This window comes from Actinosynnema sp. NPDC059797 (genome assembly GCF_042732085.1).
Classification (GTDB): Bacteria; Actinomycetota; Actinomycetes; order Mycobacteriales; family Pseudonocardiaceae; genus Actinosynnema.
Window position 1 is genome coordinate 34,405 of the sequence record NZ_JBHWIE010000039.1, and the last position, 10,522, is coordinate 44,926.

Below are 10,522 nucleotides of genomic sequence, written 5' to 3' on the forward strand. Positions count from 1 at the left end.
CAGCAGTACGGGTGATGAATCGTGGAGCTCCGGCAGCTCGAGTACTTCGTGGCCGTGGCCGAGGAGTGCCACTTCACCCGGGCCGCGCGGCGGATGCACGTCGCCCAGTCGGGTCTGTCGGCGTCGATCCGGGCGCTGGAGGTCGAGCTGGGCGCGCCGCTGTTCGTGCGCAGCACCCGGCAGGTGGAGCTGACCCAGGCCGGGCGGGCGCTGCTGGTGGAGGCGCGCCGCGCGCTGGGCACGATCGACGCGGCGCGGGACGCGGTGGCGGCCGTCCAGGGGCTGCTGCGCGGCGAGCTGTCCGTGGGCAGCGTCCAGTGCCTGCACGGCGTGCACCTGCCGGCCGTGCCGGCGCGGTTCCACGAGCTGCACCCCGGGGTGGAGCTGCGGTTGCGGCAGGCCGGGTCGGGCGAGCTGGTGGAGCTGGTGCGCGCGGGCCGGCTGGACGTCGCGTTCGTCACGGCCGGCTCCGCCGCGGCCGACCTGGAGGTGTCCACCCTGTCCACCGAACCCCTGGTGCCGGCGTGCGCGCCCGAGCTGCCGCTGGCGGGGCGGGAGTCGGTGCGGCTCGCCGAGCTGGCGGGTCAGCCGTTCGTGGACTTCAACCCGGACTGGGGGACGCGCGACGAGGTGGACCGCGCCCTGGCCACCGCCGGGGTGGACCGCCGGGTCGCCGTCGAGGTCAACGACGTGCACTCGCTGCTCGACTTCGTCGGCTTCGGCCTGGGCGTGGCGCTGGTGCCCCGGTCGTTCGCGGCGAAGAGGACCCGGGCCCGGTTCGTGGAGGTGGTGGACGCGCCGGTGGCCGAGACCGCGGTGGTCACCTCGCCGGCGGGCGGCGCGGCCGCGTCAGTCCTGCTGGACATGGTCCTCGACGGCCGCGGGCTTCCCGTGGCCGGTTAGCGGCCACCCGGCGGGGTCGTTGCGGAACGCGGTGCCCTCCCGCACGTCGAGGCTGCCGGTCAGCCCCTCCGGGGGTCGCTCGGGGAAGTGCAGGAACGTGCCCGCGGTCGCGCCGGCGAGCTGGAGGCCCAGCTTGAAGGCGACGTCCTGGAACGAGATGCCGCCGTGGAACTTCCCGTTCTCGAAGTTCACCCGTCCGTGGAACGTGCCGCCGGAGAACAGGGCCGGCTGGGCGAGCGCGATCTCCGAGAACGCGGTGATGCCGTAGAACTGGGCGCGCCGGGCCACGAGCCGGCCGAACCGGCGGCCCTCCAGCCGGAAGTGCACGAGCTTCGCACCGCTCAGGTCGAGCTGGTACCTGGTCTGGTCCGGGTCGGACCCCCACGGGAGCAGGTCGGTGATGAGCCGCTGCGCGGTCCGCCGGACCGTCATCTCCTGCTCCTGCTCGGGCGAGACCTCCTCCCGCCGCTCCTCGGGCACGCCGAAGTACGCCTGGTCCGGGTCCTCGGGCTTCGCGGTCAGCGCCGGGTGCGTGAACGGCCGGCGCAGGTAGGCGCACAGCACGTCCAGCACGGTCTGCTTGTACCGCCGGTCGGCCCTCGCCAGGTTGGCCAGCACGTGCATCGCGCCCACCCGGACCTGGTCGGCCTCGTTGCCCAGCAGCTCCACGGCCTTGGCGAACCGCTCGTCGGAGGCCTTGTCGCTCTCCAGCTCGTGCCGGGCCTCCTCGACGCGCCGCCGCCGGTCGTTGAGCCACAGCGCGTACAGCGCGACGACCGCGCCGCCCGCGAGCGCCCCGGTCTTGATCGCCTCCGCCTTCGGCTGCCTCGGGTCGACCAGCAGCAGGGCCGCCGTGGTGGCGACCGTGACCAGCACCGCGGCGAGCACGGTCGCCGCCAGCAACCACCGCCCTCGTCCCATCAGCTCCTCACCAGTCCCGTGCTCTCCTCGACCACCCACCCGTCGGGCAGGTGGTTCTCGTGCCGGGTGGACACGTGCGCGCCGATCGTCCGGGCGACCTGCGGCTCGGCCAGGCGCAGGTCGAGCCCGCGGTGGAACCGGGCGCCCCCGAGGTCGACGGGTCGGGCGAAGCGGGCGCCCTCGAAGGTGACCGGCCCCCGGAACACCGCCTCGGCGAACTTGTTCGGCCCGAGGAACCCCGTGCGGGAGAAGTCGGTCCGCTCGTCGGCCTCGACCCGGAAGTGGCTGAACCAGGCCTTGCCGTGGAAGGTCATGTCGTGCAGGTAGAGCCGGCCCTGGCTCTCGGCGTCGGTGAACCACGCGCCGCCGTGCACGGTCGTGTGGTGCAGCGAGTTGGACCGGTGCAGGCGCGCGGCGCGCAGCATGAGGTTGTTCACCTGCCGGCGGGAGATGTCGAAGTACTCCAGGTAGGCCCTGGTCAGGTCGAGGTCGTAGCGCGGCGCGTCGCGGGCGTCGTCGCGGGGCAGCAGCTCGGCGATCAGCCGCTGGGCGGTGAGCCGGACCTCGAACTCGCGCTCGTGCTCGCGTTCCCGGCGGCGGTCCGACTCCTCCTCGTTGGGATCGACGAGGAACGGCCGCCGCAAGTAGGCGCACAGCACGTCGAGCACGGTCTGGGTGTACTCCGGGCGGGACCGCGCCAGGCCGGCCAGGGCGTGCATGGCGCCCACCCGGACCTGTTCCGCCTCGTGGCCGAGCAGTTCAACCGATCGGGCGAATCGTTCGTCGGCGACCCGCGACCGGTCGTGTTCGGCGCGTTGGGTCTCCAGCTCCTGCCGCTCGCTGTCCAACTCGTGCCGGGCCTCGTCGGTCCGCCGCCGCCGGTCGTTGAGCCACAGCGCGTACAAGGCGATCACCGCGCCGCCCGCCAGGCCGCCGGTCTTGATCGCCTCGTGCTTCGGCGCGGCCGCGTCCACCGCGAACATCCAGCCCGCGACCAGCGCGAACGCGCCGATCGAGCCGATCAGCGTCGGCGCCAGGAAGCTCTTCTTCCGCCGGTGCTGCACCACGAGCAGCACGGCCGCCGCCACCAGCACGGCCGCGCCCGCGATCCACAGGTAACCCACAAGGAGGTCATTCTTCCCGGTGAGCGACAGCGCGGGGCCGGGATCCGAAATCAACGCAAGAGGACGGTGTGACAACTCACCGGATTGGCCCATGATGTGGGGTGTCACCGCAACGGTGGGGAACCGCGATCGTCGAGGAGAGCGTGTGGACAGCGTGGAGCGGCCGACCTGGGCGCCGGGCGACATCGACCTGAGCAGGCCCAGCATCGCGCGGGTCTACGACTACTGGCTCGGCGGCGCGCACAACTTCGCGGTGGACCGGGCCGTGGCCGACAAGACCCTGGCCGACGCGCCGGTGATCAAGGAAGTGGTGCTCAACCACCGCGCCTTCCTGCGGCGGGCCGTGCGCCACCTGCTCGACCAGGGCGTCCGCCAGTTCCTCGACCTCGGCTCGGGCATCCCCACCGTGGGCAACGTGCACGAGATCGCGCAGGCCACCGACCCGTCCGCGCGCGTGGTGTACGTGGACGTCGACCCGGTGGCGGTCGCGCACAGCCGGGCCATCCTGACCGGGAACGACCGGGTCGAGGTGCTCCAGCGGGACGTGCGGGACGCGGAGTCGGTGCTCGGCTCGCCCGAGGTGCGCGGGCTGCTCGACTTCGACCGGCCGATCGGCGTGCTGATGGTGGCGCTGCTGCACTTCGTGCCGGACGCCGAGGACCCGCAGGGCGTCGTGGCGGCCTACCGGGACGCGGTGCCCCCCGGCAGCTACCTGGCGGTCTCGCACGTCGGGTACGAGGAGGGCGACTGGGACCCGGCGTGGGACGAGGCGCGGGGCACCTACAACCGGGGCGTCACCGAGCTGATCTGGCGCCGCAGGCACGAGGTGGAGGCCCTGTTCAAGGGCTTCGACCTGGTCGAACCCGGGGTGGTCCGGCTGCCGCTGTGGCACCCGGAGTCGCCGGACGACGTGGACGAGAACGCCGCGAGGTTCCTCAGCTTCGGCGCGGTCGGGCGGAAGCCCTGATGGTCGGCGCGGACGTGGCCCGCGCGGCGGCGGTGGACGAGGCTCGCGCCGAGCCGGCGCGCACGGACCGCGCGGGCGCGGCGGCGAGCCGGCGGAGCTGTCGACCGCGCACCGCGAGCGGCCGTATCCTCTGCGTTGTGGCGGCAGGCCGGCGGACATGACGGAACAGGTTGACCATCGGGTGGCAGCACCAGGCCGATCTAACCTCGACCCCGCCGTCCTGGCCGGGGCGGAGTCGTTCGCCCGGACGTGGGCCACCGCGGTCATCGGCAGCAGCTACGTGCCGATGACGCGGGCCGAGGTCGCCGAGCACCTCCAGGCGCTGACCGAGGTCCTGGTGCACGCGCTGCACGCCAGCCCGTTCCGCACCGCGCCGGGCTACGAGATCGGCGCGCGCCTGGTCGAGGCCCACTTCACCGGCACCGACACGCTGGGCCGCACCGTGCAGCTGCTCGGCGACGACCTGCTGGCCGAGCTGGGCGTGCCGCGGGACGAGCTGATGCGCTCCCGCCTGGCGGCCCTCCAGGGCGCGCTGGCCGCCGGGTACGCCCGCGCGCTGCGCGAGCGGACGCTGGCCGAGCAGGAGGCGATCCGGGCGGCCGTGCTGGACGCCCGCGACCAGGCCGAGGCCGCGCTGAGGGCGTCCGAGGCGCGGTTCCGCGCGATGTTCACCGAGGCCGCGATCGGCATCGGCATCGCCGACATCGAGGGCCGCATCCTGGACGTGAACCAGGCGCTGCAGGACATGCTCGGGTTCAGCGTCGAGGAGATGCGGCAGTACAACATCCGCGACCTGATGCACCCGGAGGACGGCAGCAACGTCTGGCGGCTGTACGACCAGCTCACCGCGGGCGAGTGCGACCACTACCGGGCCGAGAAGCGGTTCCGCCGGGCCGACGGCGAGCAGGTGTGGACGCACCTGACGCTGTCGCTGGTGCGCGACGACCACGGCGAGCCGCAGTACCAGGTGGCGATGATCGAGGACGTCACCGACCGCCACCTGCTGCAGAACCGGCTGCGCTACCAGGCGCTGCACGACCCGCTGACCGGCCTGCCCAACCGGGCGCTGTTCCTGGAGCGGCTGGGCCGGGTGTTCAACAACCGCCACAGCAGGCGGGCCGGCCTGTGCTACCTGGACCTGGACGGGTTCAAGGTGATCAACGACAGCCTGGGCCACGACATCGGCGACCGGCTGCTGGTCGAGGTGGGCCGCCGGCTGGACCTGTCGGTGTCCGGCGAGGGCAAGCTCGTGGCGCGCATGGGCGGCGACGAGTTCGTCATCCTGGTGGAGGGCTCGCGGGACACCGGCGACATCATCGCGGTGGCCGACCGCGTGCTGCGGGAGCTGGAGTCCCCGATCCGCATCGGCGGGCACGAGCTGACCGTGTCGGCGTCGATCGGCATCGTCGAGCGCGCCCTGGCCGGCACCACCGCGGCCGACCTGATGCGGGACGCGGACATCACGCTGTACTGGGCGAAGGCGGACGGCAAGTCGCGCTGGGCGCTGTACGACCCGGATCGCAACGCCAAGGAGGTCGCCCGCTTCACGCTGTCGGCGACCATGCCCGCGGCGCTGGAGCGCGACGAGTTCTACGTCGACTACCAGCCGCTGGTGCGGCTGGAGGACAGCACGGTCGTGGGCGTGGAGGCCCTGGTCCGCTGGCAGCACCCGGAGTTCGGGCGGCTCGCGCCGGACCGGTTCATCGAGCTGGCCGAGGAGACCGGCCTGATCGTGCCGCTGGGCCGGTGGGTGCTGCGCAAGGCGTGCGAGCAGGCGCGCCGCTGGTTCGACGCGTTCGGCGACAACGCGCCGTTCGTGAGCGTCAACCTGGCGGTGCGGCAGTCGCGGGACCCCGAGCTGGTGCGGGACGTGAAGCGGATCCTGGACGAGTGCGCGCTGCCGCCGCACCACCTCCAGCTGGAGCTGACCGAGAGCGCCATCATGGGCACCGCGGACGAGCCGCTGGAGGCGCTGCGGGCGCTGTCGGACATGGGCGTGCGGATCGCGATCGACGACTTCGGCACCGGCTACTCGAACCTGGCCTACCTCAAGCACCTGCCGGTGCACGAGCTGAAGATCGCGGGCTCGTTCATGGAGGGGCTGCGGGCGGCCGACGAGGAGGACGCGGTGGACGCCCAGATCGTCTCCACCCTCGTCCAGCTGGCCCACGCGCTCCAGCTCGGCGTCACCGCGGAGGGCGTGGAGACCCCGGCGCAGGCCAAGCGGCTGCACCGGATCGGCTGCGACACGGGCCAGGGCTGGTTCTTCGCCAAGCCGATGAAGCCGGAGGAGATCGACGAGCTGCTGAACCGCAGTTGATCGTCCCTTGTGGACCGTTGTTTGACGTGCCGCGCGGCGGTGCACCCAGGGGGGCATGACGATCCCCTTAGTCGCGGTGCTGCTGGCGGGCGCGTTGACCGCTCCCGGTCCCCCCGCGACCTACATGCCCGCCGACAAGCAGGGGTTCGGCACGGCCCGCCAGGCCGGCAGCCCGGTCTGGTTCACCCTCGGCCGCGGCGGGCTGAACGAGGTCTTCTACCCCGACCTGAGCACCCCGGCGACCCGCGAGCTGCGGCTCGTGGTCAACGGCCGCACCGCGACCAACGCCCGCACCGAGCCGGTCGGCAGGCTGCGCTACCGGCAGGTGTTCAGCGGCCCCGGCTGGCAGGCGCGCGTCACCTACACCACCGACCCGTCCCGCGCGACCGTCCTGGCCGACGTCGAGGTCGGGGGCGGCCCGGCCGACGTGCGGGTGGTCTTCGACCCGAACCTGTCCCGCGACGGCGACGACGACACCGCCGTCGACCAGCCGGACGCCCTGGTGGCCCGCGACGGACTGGCGGCGAGCGCCCTCGTCGCCGACCACGGCCTCACGCCCGTGTCCGCCACCACCGGCAACGTGATCCAGACCGGTGAGCTGCGCCTGCGGCACGGCCGCACCACGCTGGCCCTGGGGTTCGGCGCGAACCCCGAGGAGGCCCTGACCACCGCGCGCACCTCGCTGATCGAGGGCTTCCCCCGGCACGCCCGCCGCTACGACCAGGGCTGGGACGACTACCTGAAGGGCTTCGAGCGCCCGCGCGCCGCCGACCGCGACCTCTACGAGACGTCGCTGATGGTGCTGGCCGCCGCCGAGGACAAGCGCAACCCCGGCGCGTTCATCGCCTCGCCGAGCTTCCCGTGGGCGTTCGGCTTCGACCGCGAGATCGCGCCCGAGTTCGGCTCCTACGCCCTGGTGTGGCCGCGCGACCAGTACCAGATCGCCAGCGCCCTGCTCGCCGCCGGCGACACCCGGGCCGCGCACCGCGCCCTCGACTTCATGCTCGACGTGCAGCAGCGGCCGGACGGCCACCTGCCGCAGAACACGCGCGTCACCGGCGAGCCGTACTGGACCAACGTGCAGCTGGACGAGCAGGCCGCGCCGATGCTGCTGGCGTGGCTGCTCGGCCGCACCGACCGCGACACCCTCGACGGGCTCGTGCGCGCCGCCGAGTTCATGGTCTCCCGACCGGACGCGCCGGCCACCGAGCAGGAGCGCTGGGAGAACCAGGGCGGCTACTCGCCCGGCACGATCGCCTCCGCGATCGCCGGCCTGGTGTGCCTGGCCGACCTGCTCCGGCGGGCCGGCGACCCGCGGGCCGCGGAGTTCCTCGCCGTCGCCGACGACTGGGAGGCCCGCGTCGAGGGGTGGACGGTCACCCGCACCGGCCCGTTCTCCGACCGGCCCTACTACCTGCGAATCACCAAGGACGGGCAGCCCGACCGCGGCACCGCCTACAACCCCGGCGACAACCACCCGACCGAGATCGACCAGCGCGCCGCCGTGGACCCGAGCTTCCTCGAACTGGTGCGCCTCGGCGTCCGGCCGCACGACGACCCGGTGGTGCGCGACACCGTGCGCGTCGTCGACGAGCAGCTCAAGCGCGGCCGGTTCTGGCACCGCTACAACGGCGACGGCTTCGGCGAGCGCGCCGACGGCGGGCCGTGGAACATCGGGCACGGCCGCACCTACGGCCGCACGTGGCCGATCTTCGCCGGCGAGCGCGGCGAGTACGAACTGCTGGCCGGCGACCCGGGCGCGGCGCGCGGCCGCCTGGCCGACGTGGCGTCCGCCGCCAACGGGGGTCGGATGCTGCCCGAGCAGGTGTGGCACGGCCGCGGCACCACCTCGGCGACCCCGCTGTCCTGGACGCACGCCCAGTACGTGCGCCTGGCGTGGTCGATCGAGGCGGGCGAGCCGGTCGAGCGACCCTCCGTCGTGGCCTGCCGCTACGCGGAGAGGTGTTGAACCGGCTGTCAACCCGTTCGGGTCATCGCGCGGACGGGTCTCGGATACGTTGGGCCCATGCGTCGTGCCGTGCCGCTCCTCGCTGCCCTGGCCCTGCTCGCGGGCTGCTCCCAGACCACGGGTGGTTCCGCCACGGGCGGTTCCGCCACCGCCGGCGGGGACCCCGCGCCCACCCGGACGACCGGCGCCGGGTCGAGCGAGCCGACGTCCCCCTCGAAGGCGCCCGCCGCCCGGCCGAGGACCATCGACGTGGCGGCCGTCGACCCGTGCGCCGCGCTGACCGAGGCGCAGCGCGCCCAGTTCGGCGCCACCGTGCCGCCGCGCCCGGGCACGGCCTCCACCTTCCGGTCGCCGACCTGCAACTTCTCCCGCGAAGACCACAGGTGGGGCTTCCGCGTGACGACCGTGACCACCACCGGCGTCTCCTGGTACACCGACGGCAGCTTCGCCGTGGAGCCGGAGCACCTGGAGGTCGGCGGCTTCCCCGCGGTGCTCGGCCGGGTCCCCGACGACGACGCGGTCTGCTTCCTGGGCGTCGACGTCGCCGACGGGCAGATGCTCGACGTGCAGGTGTCGGGCTACGAGGACGTCCCCTCGGCCGAGCTCTGCCGGCTCGCGCCGCAGATCGCCGGGGCCGCGGTGGAGACCTTGTCGAACGGGTAGGAGTAGTCGCTTCGCAGGCGGAACCACTCACCCGTGTGACGCATCAGAGCTAAAGTCATCCCGAAAGCGCACGGTGGGGTGTGCGCGGTGTTGAGGAGGGTGTGTCTTGTTCATCGACGGCGGCGGTGGTGGTTCCACGCGGACCACGCCGGAGTACAGCGGGACGCAGCAGAAGCTGAGCATCGAGCCGTCGGCGATCCCCGACGCCCGGAAGGTGTTCAGCGACGCCCTCCACCGCCTGGAGGACCAGCTGGCCGACGCGAAGGCCGCCCTGCGCGCCCGTCGGTGGGCGGGCGACCCGGTGAGCCAGGAGACCGCCGAGAAGTTCAACCAGGACACCTTCGAGGCAGGCGACTCGGCCGCGCTGTCCGCGATCGAGGCCTACCGCGACCAGCTGCGGGGCGTCGTGGACCAGCTCACCGCCATCGAGGCCGACTACCGCCGCGTCGAGGGCGACAACACCGCGTCCTGGGGACGCGTCCACAACGGCTGACCATGACCACCAACGCACCCGAGGGGGGCGAGCACCATGGGTGACCACCGCTGGCGCGGTTACGCACACCCCGATCTGTACCGCATGATCAACGAGGGTCCCGGGGTGGCGGCCTCCCGCCCCATCGAGGACAAGTGGAAGTCGCTGTCCGAGGCCCTGGCCGAGATCGACACCTCCATCCACCAGGGGCTGGAGAAGCTCGGCGCGGTGTGGGAGGGCTCCAGCGCGAACGAGGCGCGGGCGGCGCTCTCGCCGCTGGGCGAGTGGGCGTCCGACGCGCAGCGCGCCTCGGACGTGATGAAGTCCTCCGCGCAGCTCCAGGGCGAGTACATCGCGGACGCGCGCAAGGAGATGCCCGAACCGGTCCCGGTGACCACCGAGGCGCCGTCCACCGGCGACAAGATCCTCGGCGCGCTGACCGGCCCGGTCGGCATGATGCACGTCATCCAGCAGCAGCAGGACCACGAGCGGCAGGAAGCGGCGCAGGACAACGCCGAGGCCAAGGCCGTCGAGGTGATGAACAACTACCAGTCCAACAGCGAGTGGAACAGCAACACGCTGGGTGAGTTCGTCCCGCCGCCGAAGGTCGTCATCGACACGCCGCCGCCCGCGGGCGCCGGCGAGTACAACAGCTACACCGTGGCCCAGAGCGCCGCGCAGCCGTCCTGGAGCGGTCCCGGCGGTGGCGGCACCACCATGCCGTCGTGGGCTCCCCCGTCGCCGCCCGGCCCGGCCACGACGGTGCCCGGCCACCTGCCCGGCGGTGGCACGACCAACCCGTCGTGGGCGCCGCCGAGCACGCCGACGCCGACCCCGCAGCCGGTGCCCACCCCGCCGGTCACCGTGAAGCCGCCCGTCGCGCCCCCGGTGCCGCCCCCGGTGTGGACGCCGCCGAAGCCCCCGGGCAACGGCCCCGTCCTGCCGCCGAGGGGCCCCGTCGGCCCGAGCGGTCCCGGCGGCCGGCCGAACCTGCCCCCCGGCGTGCGCGGCCCGGGGATGCCCGGCCAGGGGATGCCCGGCCAGGGGATGCCCGGTGGTCCCGGCAACCCCCACGGTCCCGGTGCGCGCGGCGGCGTGCCCGGCATGCCGGGCGTGCCCGGTGGTCCCGGTGGCGTCCCCGGCGGCTCCAACCCGGCCGGCGCGGGCCCGCGCTGTCCGCTGC

Annotated in this window: 9 protein-coding genes; 7 read left to right on the forward strand and 2 right to left on the reverse strand. The window is 73.5% G+C overall.

From position 1 onward, the window contains the following. Nucleotides 1–21 precede the first annotated feature (21 nt). Complete coding sequence (locus tag ACFV4N_RS13520) at nucleotides 22–903, forward strand: LysR family transcriptional regulator (protein ID WP_499672804.1); 882 nt, start codon at nucleotides 22–24, stop codon at nucleotides 901–903. Here the strand turns inward: ACFV4N_RS13520 and ACFV4N_RS13525 are convergent. Together ACFV4N_RS13525 and ACFV4N_RS13530 are read right to left on the reverse strand one after the other, a co-directional pair. Next, on the reverse strand, nucleotides 850–1,824 hold the full coding sequence (locus ACFV4N_RS13525) for a pentapeptide repeat-containing protein (protein WP_499672805.1): 975 nt from the start codon (nucleotides 1,822–1,824) through the stop codon (nucleotides 850–852). The genes ACFV4N_RS13520 and ACFV4N_RS13525 overlap by 54 nt on opposite strands. After that, entirely contained in the window at nucleotides 1,824–2,948 is a 1,125-nt protein-coding gene (locus tag ACFV4N_RS13530; protein WP_499672806.1) for a pentapeptide repeat-containing protein, read from the reverse strand. The genes ACFV4N_RS13525 and ACFV4N_RS13530 overlap by 1 nt, the downstream gene beginning before the upstream one ends. 145 nt (nucleotides 2,949–3,093) lie before the next feature. On the opposite strand from ACFV4N_RS13530, the gene ACFV4N_RS13535 reads away from it, so the two are divergent. The 6 genes from ACFV4N_RS13535 to ACFV4N_RS13560 form a co-directional block, all read left to right on the forward strand. Continuing rightward, nucleotides 3,094–3,915 (forward strand): SAM-dependent methyltransferase, encoded by an 822-nt coding sequence (locus ACFV4N_RS13535; RefSeq protein WP_499672807.1) that lies wholly within the window; start codon nucleotides 3,094–3,096, stop codon nucleotides 3,913–3,915. Between the two features lie 157 nt (nucleotides 3,916–4,072). Continuing rightward, nucleotides 4,073–6,235, forward strand: a complete 2,163-nt coding sequence (locus ACFV4N_RS13540) for a putative bifunctional diguanylate cyclase/phosphodiesterase (RefSeq protein WP_499672808.1) — start codon at nucleotides 4,073–4,075, stop codon at nucleotides 6,233–6,235. Nucleotides 6,236–6,290: 55 nt separating this feature from the next. Continuing rightward, nucleotides 6,291–8,204 carry a glycoside hydrolase family 15 protein gene (locus ACFV4N_RS13545; protein WP_499672809.1) on the forward strand — a complete coding sequence of 638 codons (1,914 nt, stop codon included), beginning with the start codon at nucleotides 6,291–6,293 and terminating at the stop codon, nucleotides 8,202–8,204. 57 nt (nucleotides 8,205–8,261) lie between these two features. After that, entirely contained in the window at nucleotides 8,262–8,867 is a 606-nt protein-coding gene (locus tag ACFV4N_RS13550) for a DUF3558 domain-containing protein (RefSeq protein ID WP_499672810.1), read from the forward strand. A gap of 106 nt (nucleotides 8,868–8,973) precedes the next feature. Beyond that, entirely contained in the window at nucleotides 8,974–9,360 is a 387-nt protein-coding gene (locus tag ACFV4N_RS13555) for a transcriptional regulator (protein WP_499672811.1), read from the forward strand. 36 nt (nucleotides 9,361–9,396) lie between these two features. Beyond that, nucleotides 9,397–10,522, forward strand: a 1,126-nt coding sequence (locus ACFV4N_RS13560; RefSeq protein ID WP_499672812.1) for a PPE domain-containing protein, incomplete at its 3' end; no start/stop codon positions are given.